Source organism: Synechococcus sp. MVIR-18-1, from assembly GCF_014279835.1.
In the GTDB taxonomy this organism is placed as follows: Bacteria; Cyanobacteriota; Cyanobacteriia; order PCC-6307; family Cyanobiaceae; genus Synechococcus_C.
This window is the reverse complement of the sequence record NZ_CP047942.1, coordinates 472,058-487,803: the sequence shown is the minus strand read 5'-3', so window position 1 is coordinate 487,803 and position 15,746 is coordinate 472,058. Positions and strand designations below refer to the sequence as shown.

Below are 15,746 nucleotides of genomic sequence, written 5' to 3'. Positions count from 1 at the left end.
CTTCATCTCCCTCATCTCTGAAATGAAAACTCCACTTACCGAAGCGGTTGCAGCCGCCGACTCACAAGGCCGTTTCCTTAGCAACACAGAAGTCCAAGCAGCTTCTGGACGTTTCAACCGTGCCCAAGCGAGCCTAGAGGCCGCCAAAGGTCTTACAGCAAAGGCTGATTCACTCGTAAGCGGTGCCACCCAGGCTGTCTACACCAAGTTCCCTTACACCACTCAGATGGAGGGGCCGAACTACTCAACCACTCCTGAAGGAAAAGCAAAGTGCTCTCGTGATATCGGCTATTACTTGAGAATGGTCACCTATTGCTTGGTTGCCGGTGGCACAGGCCCGATGGATGACTACCTCATCGCTGGTCTTGACGAGATCAACCGCACTTTTGAGCTTTCTCCTTCATGGTACGTAGAGGCTCTTAAGCACATTAAAAGCAACCATGGCCTATCAGGCGATGCTGCAACCGAAGCTAATAGCTACATCAACTATGCAATTAATGCACTGACCTGATCCCATTACGCAAGGATCAGATCAGTCAACGCATTCAAGCCCCCTTATAACGGGGGCTTTTTCAATGTCACAATGTGAAAACTGCCTAAATGACAGCAACGATTGGACATTTTCTTGAGAATCTTTGTGGTGAATACAGTAACCAGCAACAGGCATTCGACAACCCACCATTATTTGCACACATTTTTCTTCGCTATAAGCCAATTGAGCATCTGCAGCCTGGTTCAATCCTTCTCGAACAAACCTACGCAGTCGACCCTAAGCATCCTTATCGGCTGAGGGTAATTCGTGCCGAAGAAGTTACTTCAGGTGTCATCAAGTTATGGAATCATACATTTAAAGATCCGGATCACTTCTCAACTGCTACATATAATGACGAGTGCAGAAAAACAATTAAAGAGCAAGATCTAATCCGCCTCGATCATTGCCATTATCAAGTCCGTCAATTAGATAATGGATTTCATGGTGAACTTGAACCGGGATGTCGATGCATCGTGCATCGCGACGGGAAAGAGACCTATTTAGTGAGCAGCTTTCACCTCCAAGGCGATGAATTATCAACATTAGATCGAGGACACGACCCCAAAACACATGAGAGATGCTGGGGATCCATTGCTGGTGAATTCCGCTTTCAGCGCATCAGTAACTGGGCTGAAAACATTCCTGAAAAGTGGTTATGAAATGAAGGATCCTTCAACTGAGCACCTCCACCCACCTCTCACAGAAGCGCAGGTCATTGCGAATTTACGCCAGACAGAAGATTTCTCTGACCAGTACTACGCAGCGTGGTGGCTCGGGCGGATGCGCAGTCGTCATCCTGAAACGATACCTCTGCTGATCGCAGCGTTGGATCCTCTCCAAGAAAATCCTATCAATAGCGAACGTCGCGCCGTTGCATTGAATGCAATCAGAGCGCTAGGAATCCTTCAAGCAACGAATGCAGAAGAAAAGCTCAGAATTCTCCTGAAGAAAAACGACTACTCAATCCGTGAAGAGTCAGCAAGAAGTTTGGGAATGATTCAAGCTCAAGCTGCTATCCCAGATCTATGCGAGCTGTTATCTGGGAGCCAGGACGAGGTAGAACAAATACAACCGGGATCTGCCAAGTTGAAAGAACCCTATGAATCTGTGTTAGAGGCCTTGGGAGCGATTGGCGTAGCATCACACAGCGTGATAATCATGATTACGCCTTTCACAAAACATTCTCGTCCGCTAATACGAGCTTCAGCTTGTCGAGCCTTGCTTCAACTCACCGGTGATCAGAAATGGGCACCACCTTTAATTGAGCTTCTACAACATGATGATCCACTGATTCGTAGGGGCGTTCTTCTGGATCTAGGCGCAACAGGCTGGATGCCAGCGTTGCCCGCCATTCAGGCTGCTGCCATTGAAAACAGCCTCAAACTTGTCGCTTTACGTGGCCTTGCAGAAAAAAGCGAAGACACGTCCGTCCTTGATGCAATGGACGCACTCTTGTGATGCATGCCTCTCCGCTAGAAGGAGCTATCGCTGATCTTCAAGCCGCCAAAACAACACCTGAATTAATTCAAGCCACCAAAAACCTATGCAATCTTCGTACGGTTGGAGCAATTTCAGCACTGATTGAAGTGTTGGGATTTAATAATCCAGCCGTCGCATCAGTTGCAACTGCTGGATTGATCGAACTTGGCAGCCAGGCTGTGCCCTCACTATTAGTGAGCCTTGACGAGAAAAACTACGGTTCACGCGCCTGGGTCGTGCGAGCCCTTGCCTCGATTCGTGATCCCAGAAGTCTCGACTTACTGGAACATGCTTTAGCAACAGATATTGCACCAAGTGTGCGGCGCTCCGCCGCCCGTGGTCTGGCAGATCTAGATCTCATTTATCCTGAAGAAAGTTCAAAACTGAATCGCTGTCTATTAGCGCTGCTCGCAGCAATCAAAGATGATGAATGGGTAGTGCGCTATTCCGCAATCTTCGGAATTGAATTGCACTTACTCAAGTACAATTCCATAAATAAGCATCAATGCATCATGGGTTTAAAACAACTGAGTTCCAATTCTGAGTCCATCAAGGTGATTCGCCTGCGCGCCACCTTGGCTTTACACCGCGTGAATCCCTCATGACAACAAAATTGCTATTTGTTTGTCTCGGCAATATCTGCCGTTCACCCGCCGCTGAAGGCGTATTCCTTCACCTCATCGAGCAACGAAAACTCACGGACCAGTTTCTCGTTGATTCCGCTGGGACAGGGGGCTGGCATGTAGGGAATCCAGCCGATCGACGCATGCAAGCAGCCGCGAAGCGCCGCGGGATTGATCTGCCCAGTCGTGCTCGCCAACTTGAACGCAGCGACTTAGAGAGTTTTGATCACATCCTCACCATGGATCAGGACAACCTGCGCAACGTGAGCAGCATGGCCAAAGAATTCGGCCCCCGAAGCACAGCCAACATTCGCCTCATGCTCAGCCATGCACGTCGGGCAGACACGCTTGAGGTTCCAGATCCCTATTACGGAGGTGAGCAGGGCTTCGAACATGTGCTCGATTTACTCGAGGATGCCTGTGAAGGGCTTCTTGACGACCTCTTAGCTCCGCCCCCTCAGCGCTAAACCGTTAAACAGGAGTGGGCCAGACCTCTTCGCCCACACGACGACGGAACAAATCTTCCAGCGCATCAATCACCTGCTCGATGCTCATCCCATCGCTGATCAGCTCGATGGCATCGTCTGCTTGAAGCAGGGGCGCCACCTCACGGGTGCTATCAAGACGATCCCGTTCCACAATCTGTGCCTCCAGCTCAGGAAGAGCTGGCACCTCGTGTCCTCTGGCTTCCAAATCGAGAGCACGACGTCGGGCCCGCTCTTTGGGAGTTGCCGTAAGAAACACCTTGAGCTCTGCATCTGGGAACACAGCAGTGCCAATATCTCTCCCCTCAGCGACGAGACCGCCCGCTGCGCCCATTCGCTGCTGCTGGGCAGTCATTGCAGCGCGAACGCAAGCATGGGCCGCGACCGCTGATACAGACGCCGTCACCCGCGGATCACGAATCGCGTCGGTGACCTCGTGGCCATTCACACGCACCACCTGCACACCCTGCTGTAACGGCTCAAGTTCCACCTCGAGACCATTCAAGACAACGTCCACAGCCGCAGAATCAGCCGGATCAACTCCCTGCTCCAGCACCAACCACGTCACGGCCCGATACATCGCTCCGGTGTCGAGGTACACAAGCCCGAGGCGCTCAGCAAAGGCTCTGGTCACCGTGCTTTTGCCAGCTCCTGCAGGACCGTCAATGGCAACGAGGGGAGAACGCGTCATTAAAAAAGCATGATCGATCAGGCGGGTGCTGCCGCATCGAACAGCAGCTGCAAGCAAAGTAAGTGATGCCTCATTGGGCTTGGAAGGCTGCAACAACCAGGGATCAACAACCTCGACGTACTCCACATTGAGGCCACCCTCTTCAAGATGACGGCGAACTTGACCAGGGTCCGGCGACATGCCGCCACTCAAGAACGCAGATTTCGCATCGCGTAGAACCTGGGCAAACAACACCCCTTGCTGGCGCTCTTGAGCGTTGAGGTAGCGGTTGCGCGAACTGCTAGCCAGACCATCACCATCCCTCACGGTGGGCACACTGCGCACCCGGACGTCCAAGCCCAAGTCCACCACCATGCGGCGAAGAATGGTGAGTTGCTGCCAATCCTTTTCCCCCAAAAACAACTGATGCGGCCTGGCCAATGCCAACAGACGGCAGACCACTGTGACGACACCATCGAAGTGACCAGGCCTCGTTGATCCGCACAATCGTGACTGCAACGATTTCGGCGCCTGAACCCTCCAGGATTCAGCCATCCCACCGGGATAAATCTGCTGCTCGTCTGGACACCAGATTGCAGAAGCACCAGATAGCTCCGCCAGTTCGCAGTCCGCTTCAAAGGTTCGTGGGTAGCGAGCGAAATCCTCATTCGCACCAAACTGCAAAGGATTGACGAACACGCTCACCAAGGTCTCTGCCACACCTGCCTTTGGGCAGGAGGCCGCCGCAATCAGGCTTGAGTGGCCGTGATGAAGCCCCCCCATCGTTGGGACAAAATGCACGAAGGCGTCACAGGATTGACGCCAACGTTGAAGTTCATGCAGGGATTGACAAACCTGAATGCTCAGCGGAGCACCTCGAGGCGCACTTGAGCAATGCCGCTTGACACCAACCCAAGGTGCTGAGCGGCGCCATGGGCGATATCGATGACGCGATGGCCACTGAATGGGCCCCTGTCATTAATTCGTACGATCGTTTCTTTGCCGTTTCTGAGATTCGTCACCTTCACTTTCGTTCCAAAAGGCAACGTGCGATGCGCTGCGGTCATGGTTCCTGGCCTAAAGACCTCTCCGTTGGCCGTGCGATTGCCAAAGAAACCAGGTCCGTACCAGCTTGCCTCTCCCGTTGAAGTGGAAATGACCAACCTCTTGGGAGGTTCTGGAGGGGCCACCACAGGAGGAGGAACAACCCCCGGAGAGGTGGGCGCAGAAGCCTGGACAGACTGGGGCTTCAAGGGCTCGAAAGGGTCGTAAAACTCAGTGGTGGCAACATCACGAGCCAAGACTGGAAACAGTGCAAAGCCCGTAGCAAAGAGCCCGGTGACGAGAGTCGCGAAGGGGAAAGTTCGGTCCATGCAAGTTGATCCTTCAGCCTTAAGAAAGCTCCCAATGTCCGAAGAAAACGGATTGGGTGTTCTTGTGCGAAAGATCTCTCATTTCAAATATTGGGCAAGTCAAAAACCTTTTTCAATCCCCTGCAGGCACTTTTGAACAGCGCTACTGAGCGAGATCCCTGACGCAACCCTGAGATGTCACACCCGCACAGGGCTAAGCAACGAAATCCAATGGACCATGCATTAGGGAACCTGATTCAAGCAACAAGGTGAGCTCATCGCGGCCACAGACGATCCCGCATCAGGCACACAGCGAGCCGTGAGAGAGGAGGATCATTGAAGTGAAGCATTCTTGAATGGACTACAAAACCGCTGGGGTCGATGTGGAGGCGGGGCGCGCCTTCGTCAACAGAATCCGCAAGAGCGTGGAAGCAACACACAGGCCAGAGGTCGTGGGCGGACTCGGCGGTTTCGGCGGACTGATGCGCCTTCCCGAAGGCCTAAAGAAACCTCTACTGGTCTCGGGGACCGATGGTGTTGGCACCAAGCTTGAACTTGCTCAAGACCATGGCGGTCATCACAACGTGGGAATCGACCTCGTGGCCATGTGTGTCAACGACGTGATCACCAGTGGGGCTGAACCCCTATTTTTCCTCGACTACATGGCCACAGGAGCGCTGAGCCCTGAAGCCATGGCCACCGTGGTGGAGGGCATTGCCGAGGGATGTCGCGTGAGTGGTTGCGCTTTGTTGGGTGGTGAAACCGCTGAAATGCCCGGGTTTTATCCACCAGGGCGTTACGACTTAGCAGGCTTCTGCGTGGCCGTTGTGGATGAGGAGCAATTGATCGACGGTCGGCAGATCCGAGCGGGCGATCGCATTTTGGGCATTGCCAGTAGCGGCATTCACAGCAATGGCTTCAGCCTGGTCCGCAGGGTTCTCGCACAAGCTGGTGCTAATGCTGAAACCACATTCGGCCCCAGTGAACAACCTCTGATCGAGACCTTGCTCACTCCCACACAGCTCTATGGGCGGCTTGTGAAAACCTTGCTCGACGCAGGAACGCCCATTCATGGAATGGCCCACATCACAGGAGGAGGTCTTCCTGAGAACCTGCCGCGTTGCCTTCCACAGGGCCTAAAGGCAAGCGTGGACCCATCGAGCTGGACACGTCCGGCGATCTACAACTGGTTGCAGTCCTACGGCGACATCCCCGAGCGGGACCTCTGGCACACCTTCAATCTCGGAATTGGATATTGCTTGATCGTTCCTGAAGAAGGGGTTTCTATGGCTGAGAAAGCATGCGAATCGGAAGGGATTCAGGCCTGGAGCATCGGACGTATCGAAAGCTCACCAAGCGGCGATGGAGACGGGTCCGTCTTGGGACTCCCAGCATGAGGTCCGCTCCATCCCTAACAGTTGACGTCAGCTCCTGAAACTGGCTGGACTCTCAAGCCTTTTTAGGGTTTAAATCGTTAGTGTTGATAGAGCACTTCGGCATCAGCCGCAAGAAGAGCGTTAAATCTTTAACTAGAAATGGCTTTCGATAGAATTCAAAGGACGACTCGTAGAAGAGCTTCTGCTGGTCCTACGCCTCCCCGCAGGCCTCTTGGCGGAAATTATGACCGTGCATCAGGGCATCGGCAAGGGCCAAGGCCAACTTTTTTAGCCCTCAAAGATCATGGAAAAGTCTTTGTTGCAGACATGCCCTTCCTATCGGACGGACAACTCGCAAACATCACGAAAGAAGCTGCCGAAGTGCTCGAGAGCCTCGAGCGCAGGATTGTTGAACTTGAAGAGATTGCTGATCAGCCGATTGCCGACCGAGACACCCTGATCAAAGCGTGTACCAAACGCGATGTGACGCATCGCTTCCTACGCGCGATTGAAGATGAGCAACAGCAACGCCGTGAGAACCCTGCTGTCCTGAGTGCAGCGGGTGAGTCTCTACCGAGAACGTTCCTAGAGATTGCCAGACATCGTTTGCCAGGAGCCACATTCGATTCTCTGCTTCAGGAAGCTTTGAATGCCTGTGAACAATCCAAGGCGCAGGAAGAAAAGTCCAATCCATCACCGGTCAAGGTCATTCCATTCCAGAGCAAATCATCGTCCTTGCCAGTGGTTGTGAGTCCAGATCCTGATCCTGCTGATCAGGCACTCTGAAATGGATTTGCTGGCATGCGCGCCAATGTTCGTTTACTGAGTTGATCCAACGCTTGCCTCTCGGTTGTATTCAGCGACCACTTCAAAGCGGCTGCCGCATCGAGAGCTTGGGCTGGGCGCCGTAGCCCCGGAATCGGGCACGCTCCGTGGGCCCGGCACCAATTCAAAGCCACTTGTGCCATCGAGGCGCTTCGTTTTGCAGCGATCTCACCCATCACAGAACGCAAATCCTCACTGGCCGGCAGCAACCGCTGAAACAACCTTGAACGCAGCACCGTTGAGGTGGTGCCTTGCACGCCCGAAGGAATCGCCAAAATCCCTAGGGCTAGGGGGCTATAGGCCAACAACTCCACACCAAGCTCCTGGCACACCTGCACCAACTCGCCACGCAAGACCGGTTCAGGTGCGAGCAAAGAAAGCTGAACTTGCACGCTCTGAAGGCGGATCCCTCTGGTCAAGAGATGCCCATGCAGGAAGCGAAGACGCTTCGGTCCCACGTTGGACAAGCCAAGTTCTGGCACCAACCCTTGCTCCACGAGGTCACCAAGCCCATCGAGCAGAGGCAACTCTTGCCAAGGGGCGTACCGAGCCGTGCTCCAGTGCAATTGGATTCGATCCAAATGCCCTCCCAACCGCTTTTGACTGGCATTAAAGGCACGCTTAAAGCCGCCGCGACCCAGCCGCCAAGGGAATGGAGCCAGCTTGGTGGCCACCTTGAGCCGCCTGGACTGAGCAGGATCCATGGCGCGGAGGAACTGACCCAGCAACAGTTCGCTACGCCCATTGAGGCGACCCGTGCCGTAGGAATCGGCAGTGTCTACAAGCGACAGTCCGCCTTGAACAGCTGCGCTCAGCGTGGCCTCAAGATCGGGATCGTCGCGCTCTGGTTGGTAACCCCACAGCAATTGGTTGCCCCAGGCCCAAGTTCCAAATCCGATTCCCGTCACGCCGGCCTTTCACTCTGCACGCCATGATCGCCATAAAGCAGCGCTCGCCATGGCATCGATCGCAGAATCCATCATCAGTACAAGCAAAACATCTGGGGATGACTCAGATGGAGCAGGGGATGGCATCACAACTAGCCAAACTGAAAAGGTCCTCTGTCCCCACTGCCGTCGGACTGCCTCCAACGGCATCCGATGCATGGGCATCTGTGTAGCCGACAACGATTACTAAACAGATGCTCGATCGCTCATTCTCTCTGCACCTCAGCACCTTCCTCCTGCTGAGCAGCATGCTGAGCTTTCCGGTCAGGGGGGCTGCCGATCCGAATCCCAAGATTGGCCGCTACGAAACCGATACCAAGGAGTGTTCCTATACCGACAGCACGCAAGACAGCGTTGCTTGCATCACCTTGCAGCTAAAAGGACGAAGTCCATCCGTTGTAGCGGTACGACTCATTGGTCACGGCACCACCAAAAATTCCCGTAGGCAGCTCACGTTCGTGACCTTCACAACGCAAGGAGAATCGCCTTTGACATGCAGCACTGGAACCTGCCGCCTAGATGCCGAGTCCTGGCAAAGCACGGTCTCAAGCGTGGCAGAGGCATCCTTCAACTCCAATGGAATTGCAACAGGCTTACCCAAAGCTTGGGCCGCTAAAAGCGGAGAATGCCGCTTAAAAAACCGAGTTTTACGCTGCAGCGCTTTGCACTTCAATGGCGAGATCTATCAAGCGGAGGCCCATCTCTAGGCTTCGAAACTTCTGCATTCGACTGGATCAAACAACGCAGAACCAGCACCCCCAACGGCACCCTTAGAGCCCTCCCCAAAGGCCTCACGATTCGAGACAGCTCATCAGCAAGGGGCTCAACCATTCTTGGAATCTAAATTCGCTTTTTCCAAACTCAAAGAATCGGTAAAGCCAGACGAAACAATTCCGATAGGAATAGCGATGACTGCAATGCCAAACAATGCCGTGATTGCAGCAACAATCTTTCCCGCTGCAGTTTCTGGAGACACGTCGCCGTAGCCAACCGTTGTGACGGTAATCACAGACCACCACAGACACCTGGGAATGGAACCAAATTGCTCAGGCTGAACACTTCCCTCAACCAAATACATCAAAGCACTACTAAGACTAATAACCACAGCTGAATAAATTGCCGAAATTTGCAGCTCTTCCTTCTTCGATGCGATGGCATGATTGAAATGCCTTACGCTTTTCTGAAAACGCTTAGAACGCCCTATTCTTCCAATTCGCACAAGACGAATCACGCGAAGAAGATAGAGCTCAGGAGTAATAAAACCCAGAATCGTTGGCGCAATCGCGACAAGATCAAGAATTGCCATTGGAGTGATTGCAAAGTCCAAAGCTCCTCGCAATCCCTTACGAGCCCCATCTCTTAGCGGTGCAATCCACAGACGGAAAAGATATTCTGCCAGGAACAAGATTGCAACAACGAGATCTAATTTTGCCAAAAGATCAAGATGAGGGCCACGAATCACTGGCTCTGTCGCAAGAATTGCCAGAACTATTGAAAAGACAATCAAAACACCAATCGCTTTGACAACGAATGTGCTCTTTCGACCACTTTCCCCTTCCCCAAGCAAAATATGAACCCTAGTCCTAATATTTTTCACCCAATCTGCCTGTCAAAGTGCATTTATTTTGATACCGAAAACCCTCAACGACCACTCAGCCGCTAGGACAACCGAACCCCAATGGACGGCATTCCGTAAGCACAAATACTCAGCCACTCACGTAGAAAGGGGTGGTCGCATGAGAACGACTCAGGCCTCAGGAGATCGAACTCTCCTGGGGCCTTTTTTTTCTTGCCCCATGCCCCTCAGCGCGTCATTCACAAGAGCTTCTTCCTTAAGCCAAGCCGCCATCCCTGACCTCATCGCAGCCCTCTGAGGAGACACAAGCCAATCGCAAGATCAACACTTTCAGCTCACGAAGATCTGGGAAGATGCCTGAAAGGAGAAGAGGCGCAAGCTCCTGAAAAACCCTCAAACGACAAGACCACAATTCATCCCAAATGAGACAGATTCTGAGCAAAAAAATTGAGGATTTTGCGTAGCGTGGGGATACGCAAAACAATAAAAAGAACCCTTTCGGGCCTATTGAGTTCAAAGGCGGCACCCAGATTCGAACTGGGGATAAAGGATTTGCAATCCTCTGCCTTACCACTTGGCCATGCCGCCATTCAGGGAGCGTCAACTCCACAAACGGATCGTATCAGCGAGGGTTCAGGGTCTTTGCTCATCATCAGCAATGGACACGGGGAAGACCTCATCGCCTTGAGGATCATCGAGGCACTGCGCAACCAACGTCCGCAACTAACACTGAAGGTGTTACCGCTCGTGGGAATAGGGGGAAGCTTCCGGACCGCCACGGAACAAGGCTGGGTTCAACAAATTGGACCCTCTGCTCCGCTTCCGAGCGGCGGTTTTAGCAATCAAAGTCTGCGGGGCCTCCTCGCTGATGTCATCGCCGGTCTACCCCTGCTCACCTGGCAGCAATGGCGATGCCTGCGCAAGCACCGATCTGAAGTCGACGCCGTCCTTGCCGTGGGAGACCTGCTACCGCTCTTGATGGCGTGGGGTTCGGGACGCCCCTTCGGCTTCGTTGGCACCCCAAAAAGTGATTACACCTGGTCCAGCGGCCCCGGTCGTGACCTCAGCGACAACTATCACGCTCTTAAGGGAAGCGAATGGGATCCCTGGGAGTGGCTGCTCATGCGCAACAAACGCTGCCGTTTGGTGGTAACCCGTGACCGCTTAACCGCTCGAGGGCTACGCAGACACGGGGTCCGCGCCGAAGCCCCTGGCAATCCGATGATGGATGGGTTGAGCAACGCAACCGCCCCTGCCAGCCTGAATCGCTGCAGGCGCATCCTGCTGCTGTGCGGAAGCCGAATGCCAGAAGCAGAGCGCAACTTCAGCCGTTTGCTGCTCGGGTTGGCACCGTTGCCCAGCGACCGACCGATTGCCGTGTTGGTTGCGCTTGGCAGCACGCCAGGCCTTCAATCCCTTGGGTCAGAACTCAAGCGTCAAGGGTTTCGATCCAGTCCACCACCCAGTGATGCCTTGCAGGCAGGAGCCTGCTGGCTGAAGGGGCATGTTCTTGTCTTGTTGGGACCCGGTCAGTTCGACCGCTGGGCTCCATGGGCTGAGGTGGGCGTGGCAACGGCAGGAACAGCCACCGAACAACTCGTAGGGCTGGGCATTCCCGCTCTCTCCCTCCCAGGGAAGGGGCCTCAGTTCACCCAAGGATTTGCAAAACGCCAAAGTCGCTTGCTCGGTGGAGCTGTGCGTTCTTGTCAATCGAGCCATGAGCTCAACACACGCCTGAAGCAGCTCCTCGAGGATCCTTCTCTGAGATTGAAAATGGGTCAAAGAGGTCGCCAACGCATGGGCCCTGCCGGGGGCGGTGAAGCCATCGCGAAGCGAGTTCTGAATCAACTGCCACTCGGCCACGGATACTGAGAGGCAATCGTCCTTCAGCCATGCCCGCGATTCAGGACCATGACTACCTCAGGCTCTGCGCGGAATTGGCCACCCACCTTGGCATCAGCCAGTCATCAGCGCGCCGCAGAGTTGAACTCGCCGCAAGCAAGCAAGGTGCCAAAGATTTGACCTCTCGCAAAGAGGTGGCCGCAACCCTGCTTACAGACGCACAAAACGAACGTTCAAAGGGAGAACACGATCAAGGGCAAGTCCTCGACCGCTTACTTGAAGCAGAGCCCCTAGACGAAAAATTCATGCTGGAGGATTGATGTCTAGATCAACAAGGGCTGCAGAACGTTGAGGTCATCAATGTTCAAACGTCTGGGTGAAACGAAAGCGATCGAGATCGGACATCACTGGAATGCAAGCGAAGCAACGCTCGGCCAACTCCCACCGTCCCTCACGCTGCAACATCTCCTTCAGGCGGTCTCGGGCTGGCAGTAGGTAGCGCGCATCATTAGCCGCATAGGCGAGCTGTGTCTCACTGAGTTCATCCACACGCCCCCAATCACTACTTTGAGCCTGCTTATCCAGCTCCACACCCACTAGCTCCATCACCACCTCTTTGAGTCCATGGCGCGGGCTGTAGGTGCGGGCTAATCGGCTCCCCACCTTGGTGCAGAAAATGGGATTCACTCTGATGCCCAAACCGGTTGCAAGCGCCGCAACATCAAATCTGGCGAAGTGGAACACTTTTTCAATTGAGGCCTGTTCCATCAACGCTTTAAGGCGTGGAGCCTCTGTTTGCCCCAGAGCGATCCGAATACAAGACACCTGATCTTCGGCATCACAGATTTGAACCAAGCAGAGACGATCCCGTCCATGAATTAAACCCATGGCTTCCGTATCCACGGCCAAAGCGGTGGCATGGCTGTAGCGATCCGCCCAGTCCGCATCAAGATCGCCATCGAAAACAGCAAACGTTCGAGGCTGTGCGGAGAGGTCAGTCATGGCAATAGAGACGTGGGACGCAGCTCTCCACTTTGACCGCTTGTCCGCACGCAGAATGATTTCCCATTCGCGGCTTGAAAATCAAACCGAGACCGAGCTAGACCAATCTGAGATCGATCGGCTTTATGCTCCACCGTCGCAACGCCACTCACAACTGCCTGGCCGATATCGAACATTATTTTCAGCAACCACCGCCACTGTTCTTAGATCTTGAACTTGCGGTGTGCTGGATCGTGGACTGTCTGCTTCAACACGACAGCTACCCCTCTGGACTGCTCCAAAGATTGCAACGGGAACACCCACAGTTGCGCGTTTCTGAAACCGTTCTGCACCAGGCCGTTGATTTTCTGAATCAGCAAGAACTGCTCGATTGCTACAGCAAGCGTTGCCCAAGCCGCGGCCGTCCTCGCCGCATGCTCCATCTCCATGACGAAGCCAGAGCTGAGGCTGAGCGGTTAATGGAACCATGGCATCGCTGGCTCCACGAACATGACCCCGTTACCACCTAGAACAGGTGGACTACAGACCAAGCGCGGCGGATGCCAACCACACAGACGTCCACATTGTTGCTGACTCTGCTGCTGGCGATTGGACTGGTTTTCTTCTTGCGAGCCGCCAGCAAAGATCGCACCACAGTGGTGGAGGTGCACTCGCCGCGCCCCGCACTTGAAGTGATGGAAGGCCTCTGCGCATGGCTCGAGAGTCGCGGCTGGATTCGCGATGGCGGCGATGCTGAGCGTTGTTTGCTCGAATATCGCGGGCGTGTGGCCTCCAGTAACCCCTTAGCGGTGTTGCTCTCCATCCTGGGCGGGGTTGGTGCAGGTTGTCTTGGACTTGTGCTGCGAGAGCTCAACCCATCGCTCGGATGGTGGCCGGTCGCGCTCGTCCTGCTTGGGCCTCTCGCCGGTTGGATTTACAGCCGACGGGCGGCGCGTCAGGAGGGGATCCAAATTCGTTTAATAGAACCATCGCTCCAAGAAGGCAGCACCCTCAGGCTTCGCGCGCACAGAGACGAATTGATCGCTCTTGAGCTTGCTTTAGGGGAGCCCCTTCAACTCGCCAGTGATGGCTCCTTGCTCTCCTCCCCCATCTGAAACCCATGCCCACCATTCCGGCCTGGATACAACGCAAACGGGTCACCATCCCGATCAGCGTGATCCTGCTGTCCATGGTCGCCCTGGTTCTTTCTCAGGCAAAAGAGCAGAGCCTCTGGATGCAAGGCAGCGCCGCTGCAAAGTCGGACGGCACTCTTCCGCAACAACCGGTCTGCCCAACCCCGGCCAACCCTGACCCTTTATTAGGGGCTAGGACCCGTAAGCCTGGCCGCTGGGTAGGAACTACCCCCATGGCGAAAAACTCCCCGATTGTCGTCATGGCTGGGCATGCCGACTCCCAAGGGATGGACAGTGCAGGCACCCCTGGATTTGCCGTTGGCGTGAAAAAGCAAGCGCCGATGGATGCACGCATGCGCGACGAGCTGTATTGGAATTTGAAGGTTCAAGCGGCAGTGGTTCGTCTGGGGAAAGCAAGAGCTCTCAAGATCAGTGCCTACAACCCACCGGCTCTCACGATCCGGAATGACAACCACCCCAAGACCAACTGGTCGCAAGCGAGGGTGCGTTCAGCCAAAGGCGATTACATCCTCGAAATTCACTTCGATGCCTATAGCCCCTATGGATTTGGCTCAGGCTTAATTCCTGCAATTAACAGACCCCTCAACACGATTGATGAAAGTCTTGGCAAGGCCTTTGGGCGCTTCCCCAGATTGTTCCGAGGTGGATTAGGCGGGCCCCGACGGGGAATCGGCATTCTCGAAATTGGAATGCTGGAACCGCCACTAGAGCAAAAGCTCCGCAATCCCAACACCCAACGCCAAACGATCGATTGTTTGGCGCTACGCGTGGTGGATGCTTTAGAGAAAGGCGTCAATCAATCGCCTGATGAGGGCGGCAACGGTCCTCAAGGGTCGGATCCTCAAACCAATCCTGCGGACGGGTAAACAGATCAGTGAGTAATTCCTCCCGTGATCCTTCTGGGGCTCGGTAGCCGTACTGCCAGCGGGCCATCGGCGGAAGAGACATCAAAATCGATTCAGTACGACCGTTGGTCTGAAGTCCAAAAATCGTGCCCCGATCCCACACCAAATTGAATTCCACATAGCGGCCACGGCGGTAGAGCTGAAATTGACGCTCTCTCTCCCCATAGGGAAGCGGATTGCGCTTCTCCACAATCGGCGTGTAAGCAGGCAAGAAGGCTTGTCCACAGGCCCGCGCAAGATCGTGCAGCTGATCCCAACCAAGGCGACACGACCCGATCTCAGCGGCTTGACGCGCCGCAGGTCCCTCTGGATCCTGCCCCCGATACAAACGACCACTGCCGTCTTGGTAGTCGTAGAAAATCCCGCCGATGCCCCTTGTCTCCTTGCGGTGCTTCAGGAAAAAATATTCATCGCACCAAGGCTTAAACACCGTGTAGAGCTTGGGATCGATGGAATCACAGGCCCGCTTGTGCTCTCGATGGAAGTGACGGGCATCCTCAAGAAATGGATAAAAAGGGGTGAGATCAGCACCACCTCCAAACCACCAAACAGGGCCCGCCTCGAAATAGCGATAGTTCAAGTGAACGGTCGGGATGAAGGGATTGCGCGGATGCAACACCATCGATGTTCCCGTTGCGAACCAGGGATGCCCCTTGGCGTCAGGCCGCTGCTTAAGGATCGACGGTGGCAATTCTTTGCCGTGCACCTCAGAAAAATTCACCCCTCCCTGTTCAAACACCCGCCCTTCGGTCATCACCCTCGAGCGCCCGCCACCACCTTCTGGACGATCCCAACTCTCTTCCTGGAAATGGGCGTTGCCATCCAGTTGCTCAAGACCAGCGCATATTTCATTTTGAAGGCCCTGAACCAGCGCGCGGGCTCGCGCGCGCGAATCGGTCGGTGGTCGCTCCCCCGTGGCATCCGAGGAGAGCAAGATCTTGCCCTTGAGGCGCTTGAGTAAAGAGCGAACCATAAAAAGGCGATCAACGATCAATCGAC

At 54.5% G+C, this 15,746-nt stretch carries 20 protein-coding genes and 1 tRNA gene; 14 read left to right on the top strand and 7 right to left on the bottom strand.

Annotation, left to right across the window (positions count from 1 at the left end; translation table 11 throughout):
* Positions 1–22 precede the first annotated feature (22 nt).
* From cpcA to SynMVIR181_RS02520, 5 genes are all read left to right on the top strand, one after another.
* Entirely contained in the window at positions 23–511 is a 489-nt protein-coding gene (gene cpcA, locus SynMVIR181_RS02540) for a phycocyanin subunit alpha (RefSeq protein WP_186589868.1), read from the top strand.
* A gap of 89 nt (positions 512–600) precedes the next feature.
* Positions 601–1,191 (top strand): chromophore lyase CpcT/CpeT, encoded by a 591-nt coding sequence (locus tag SynMVIR181_RS02535; RefSeq protein ID WP_186589867.1) that lies wholly within the window; start codon positions 601–603, stop codon positions 1,189–1,191.
* A 1-nt stretch (position 1,192) separates the two neighbouring features.
* Positions 1,193–1,990 (top strand): HEAT repeat domain-containing protein, encoded by a 798-nt coding sequence (locus SynMVIR181_RS02530; protein WP_186589866.1) that lies wholly within the window; start codon positions 1,193–1,195, stop codon positions 1,988–1,990.
* Positions 1,990–2,616 (top strand): HEAT repeat domain-containing protein, encoded by a 627-nt coding sequence (locus SynMVIR181_RS02525; protein WP_255444381.1) that lies wholly within the window; start codon positions 1,990–1,992, stop codon positions 2,614–2,616. The genes SynMVIR181_RS02530 and SynMVIR181_RS02525 overlap by 1 nt, the downstream gene beginning before the upstream one ends.
* Positions 2,613–3,101 (top strand): low molecular weight protein-tyrosine-phosphatase, encoded by a 489-nt coding sequence (locus SynMVIR181_RS02520; RefSeq protein WP_186589864.1) that lies wholly within the window; start codon positions 2,613–2,615, stop codon positions 3,099–3,101. Before SynMVIR181_RS02525 ends, SynMVIR181_RS02520 begins: the two co-directional genes overlap by 4 nt.
* 4 nt (positions 3,102–3,105) lie before the next feature.
* Here the strand turns inward: SynMVIR181_RS02520 and SynMVIR181_RS02515 are convergent, their stop codons facing one another.
* Positions 3,106–4,590, bottom strand: a complete 1,485-nt coding sequence (locus SynMVIR181_RS02515) for a bifunctional pantoate--beta-alanine ligase/(d)CMP kinase (protein WP_370593870.1) — start codon at positions 4,588–4,590, stop codon at positions 3,106–3,108.
* A 62-nt stretch (positions 4,591–4,652) separates the two neighbouring features.
* Complete coding sequence (locus SynMVIR181_RS02510; protein ID WP_186589863.1) at positions 4,653–5,162, bottom strand: septal ring lytic transglycosylase RlpA family protein; 510 nt, start codon at positions 5,160–5,162, stop codon at positions 4,653–4,655.
* A gap of 335 nt (positions 5,163–5,497) precedes the next feature.
* On the opposite strand from SynMVIR181_RS02510, the gene purM reads away from it, so the two are divergent.
* The gene (gene purM, locus SynMVIR181_RS02505) at positions 5,498–6,538 is read left to right on the top strand and encodes a phosphoribosylformylglycinamidine cyclo-ligase (RefSeq protein ID WP_186524618.1); all 1,041 of its coding nucleotides are present in this window, start codon (positions 5,498–5,500) and stop codon (positions 6,536–6,538) included.
* A gap of 138 nt (positions 6,539–6,676) precedes the next feature.
* The gene (locus SynMVIR181_RS02500; protein ID WP_186589862.1) at positions 6,677–7,303 is read left to right on the top strand and encodes a 2-hydroxyacyl-CoA dehydratase; all 627 of its coding nucleotides are present in this window, start codon (positions 6,677–6,679) and stop codon (positions 7,301–7,303) included.
* On the opposite strand, the gene SynMVIR181_RS02495 is transcribed toward SynMVIR181_RS02500, so the two are convergent.
* On the bottom strand, positions 7,291–8,250 hold the full coding sequence (locus SynMVIR181_RS02495) for an aldo/keto reductase (RefSeq protein ID WP_186589861.1): 960 nt from the start codon (positions 8,248–8,250) through the stop codon (positions 7,291–7,293). The genes SynMVIR181_RS02500 and SynMVIR181_RS02495 overlap by 13 nt on opposite strands.
* Here SynMVIR181_RS02495 and SynMVIR181_RS02490 point away from each other — a divergent pair.
* A complete protein-coding gene (locus SynMVIR181_RS02490; RefSeq protein WP_186590707.1) occupies positions 8,213–8,479 on the top strand; it encodes a hypothetical protein in 267 nt (88 codons plus the stop codon). The genes SynMVIR181_RS02495 and SynMVIR181_RS02490 overlap by 38 nt on opposite strands.
* Positions 8,480–8,483: 4 nt before the next feature.
* Positions 8,484–8,996 carry a hypothetical protein gene (locus SynMVIR181_RS02485; RefSeq protein WP_186589860.1) on the top strand — a complete coding sequence of 171 codons (513 nt, stop codon included), beginning with the start codon at positions 8,484–8,486 and terminating at the stop codon, positions 8,994–8,996.
* Between the two features lie 116 nt (positions 8,997–9,112).
* On the opposite strand, the gene SynMVIR181_RS02480 is transcribed toward SynMVIR181_RS02485, so the two are convergent.
* The gene (locus SynMVIR181_RS02480; RefSeq protein ID WP_255444380.1) at positions 9,113–9,856 is read right to left on the bottom strand and encodes an ion transporter; all 744 of its coding nucleotides are present in this window, start codon (positions 9,854–9,856) and stop codon (positions 9,113–9,115) included.
* A 526-nt stretch (positions 9,857–10,382) separates the two neighbouring features.
* Positions 10,383–10,453, bottom strand: a tRNA-Cys gene (locus SynMVIR181_RS02475).
* A gap of 54 nt (positions 10,454–10,507) precedes the next feature.
* Between SynMVIR181_RS02475 and SynMVIR181_RS02470 the strand changes: the two genes are divergently transcribed.
* Positions 10,508–11,737, top strand: coding sequence for a lipid-A-disaccharide synthase-related protein (locus SynMVIR181_RS02470; protein ID WP_186589859.1), 1,230 nt, complete (start codon positions 10,508–10,510; stop codon positions 11,735–11,737).
* 20 nt (positions 11,738–11,757) lie between these two features.
* A complete protein-coding gene (locus tag SynMVIR181_RS02465) occupies positions 11,758–12,027 on the top strand; it encodes a hypothetical protein (protein WP_186524612.1) in 270 nt (89 codons plus the stop codon).
* 37 nt (positions 12,028–12,064) lie between these two features.
* On the opposite strand, the gene SynMVIR181_RS02460 is transcribed toward SynMVIR181_RS02465, so the two are convergent.
* Positions 12,065–12,709, bottom strand: coding sequence for a ribonuclease D (locus tag SynMVIR181_RS02460; protein WP_186589858.1), 645 nt, complete (start codon positions 12,707–12,709; stop codon positions 12,065–12,067).
* Between the two features lie 125 nt (positions 12,710–12,834).
* On the opposite strand from SynMVIR181_RS02460, the gene SynMVIR181_RS02455 reads away from it, so the two are divergent.
* Genes SynMVIR181_RS02455 through SynMVIR181_RS02445 form a run of 3 tightly spaced genes read left to right on the top strand, consistent with a single transcriptional unit; the run spans position 12,835 to position 14,708 of the window.
* A complete protein-coding gene (locus SynMVIR181_RS02455) occupies positions 12,835–13,218 on the top strand; it encodes a helix-turn-helix transcriptional regulator (RefSeq protein ID WP_186524610.1) in 384 nt (127 codons plus the stop codon).
* A gap of 30 nt (positions 13,219–13,248) precedes the next feature.
* Positions 13,249–13,803 (top strand): cofactor assembly of complex C subunit B, encoded by a 555-nt coding sequence (locus SynMVIR181_RS02450; protein ID WP_186589857.1) that lies wholly within the window; start codon positions 13,249–13,251, stop codon positions 13,801–13,803.
* Positions 13,804–13,808: 5 nt separating this feature from the next.
* Positions 13,809–14,708, top strand: a complete 900-nt coding sequence (locus SynMVIR181_RS02445; RefSeq protein ID WP_186589856.1) for an N-acetylmuramoyl-L-alanine amidase — start codon at positions 13,809–13,811, stop codon at positions 14,706–14,708.
* Here SynMVIR181_RS02445 and hemF read toward each other — a convergent pair.
* On the bottom strand, positions 14,635–15,720 hold the full coding sequence (hemF, locus tag SynMVIR181_RS02440) for an oxygen-dependent coproporphyrinogen oxidase (protein WP_186589855.1): 1,086 nt from the start codon (positions 15,718–15,720) through the stop codon (positions 14,635–14,637). The genes SynMVIR181_RS02445 and hemF overlap by 74 nt on opposite strands.
* Positions 15,721–15,746: the final 26 nt, after the last annotated feature.

Excerpts from the sequence above, each read along its gene's own strand:
- purM (WP_186524618.1), top strand. The coding sequence starts at position 5,498 with ATGGACTACAAAACCGCTGGGGTCGATGTGGAGGCGGGGCGCGCCTTC.
- SynMVIR181_RS02525 (WP_255444381.1), top strand. The coding sequence starts at position 1,990 with ATGCATGCCTCTCCGCTAGAAGGAGCTATCGCTGATCTTCAAGCCGCC.
- cpcA (WP_186589868.1), top strand. The coding sequence starts at position 23 with ATGAAAACTCCACTTACCGAAGCGGTTGCAGCCGCCGACTCACAAGGC.
- SynMVIR181_RS02485 (WP_186589860.1), top strand. The coding sequence starts at position 8,484 with ATGCTCGATCGCTCATTCTCTCTGCACCTCAGCACCTTCCTCCTGCTG.
- SynMVIR181_RS02535 (WP_186589867.1), top strand. The coding sequence starts at position 601 with ATGACAGCAACGATTGGACATTTTCTTGAGAATCTTTGTGGTGAATAC.
- SynMVIR181_RS02500 (WP_186589862.1), top strand. The coding sequence starts at position 6,677 with ATGGCTTTCGATAGAATTCAAAGGACGACTCGTAGAAGAGCTTCTGCT.
- SynMVIR181_RS02530 (WP_186589866.1), top strand. The coding sequence starts at position 1,193 with ATGAAGGATCCTTCAACTGAGCACCTCCACCCACCTCTCACAGAAGCG.
- hemF (WP_186589855.1), bottom strand. The coding sequence starts at position 15,720 with ATGGTTCGCTCTTTACTCAAGCGCCTCAAGGGCAAGATCTTGCTCTCC.
- SynMVIR181_RS02460 (WP_186589858.1), bottom strand. The coding sequence starts at position 12,709 with ATGACTGACCTCTCCGCACAGCCTCGAACGTTTGCTGTTTTCGATGGC.
- SynMVIR181_RS02510 (WP_186589863.1), bottom strand. The coding sequence starts at position 5,162 with ATGGACCGAACTTTCCCCTTCGCGACTCTCGTCACCGGGCTCTTTGCT.
- SynMVIR181_RS02450 (WP_186589857.1), top strand. The coding sequence starts at position 13,249 with ATGCCAACCACACAGACGTCCACATTGTTGCTGACTCTGCTGCTGGCG.
- SynMVIR181_RS02520 (WP_186589864.1), top strand. The coding sequence starts at position 2,613 with ATGACAACAAAATTGCTATTTGTTTGTCTCGGCAATATCTGCCGTTCA.
- SynMVIR181_RS02465 (WP_186524612.1), top strand. The coding sequence starts at position 11,758 with ATGCCCGCGATTCAGGACCATGACTACCTCAGGCTCTGCGCGGAATTG.
- SynMVIR181_RS02455 (WP_186524610.1), top strand. The coding sequence starts at position 12,835 with ATGCTCCACCGTCGCAACGCCACTCACAACTGCCTGGCCGATATCGAA.
- SynMVIR181_RS02445 (WP_186589856.1), top strand. The coding sequence starts at position 13,809 with ATGCCCACCATTCCGGCCTGGATACAACGCAAACGGGTCACCATCCCG.